Here is a 276-nt window from a genome sequence, read left to right on the forward strand (position 1 = left end):
GTTGCGGATCGCCCAGGGCTTCGCGCTTGATGATGGCCTGTTCGAGTACGTATTGATGGTAAGTAAACTGATCGGCGGGCGAAGCGCGTTGCAGCCAGCCGGGCAACGCAGCCTTGAGTGAGGACTGCGGCTGTGCGCGGGCTCCGGGCAGGGCGGTCAGCAGGCGCGCCGGATCGGTGGCGGCGGCGAAAAGTCGCTCCAGTTCCTCAACGCTGCCATTGGCGGGCAGGCTGATAGCGGCCAGGTCGCCCAGTTGCTGGTTAAGCACAAGGGCCG

Annotated in this window: 1 protein-coding gene; it reads right to left on the reverse strand. The window is 65.6% G+C overall.

The features are described 5' to 3' along the window. The coding region (locus tag AC0L3U_RS39360) for a hypothetical protein (RefSeq protein ID WP_473365115.1) at nucleotides 1-276 on the reverse strand (276 nt) is incomplete at both ends.

It is taken from the genome of Bradyrhizobium sp. Kon69 (genome assembly GCF_055807515.1).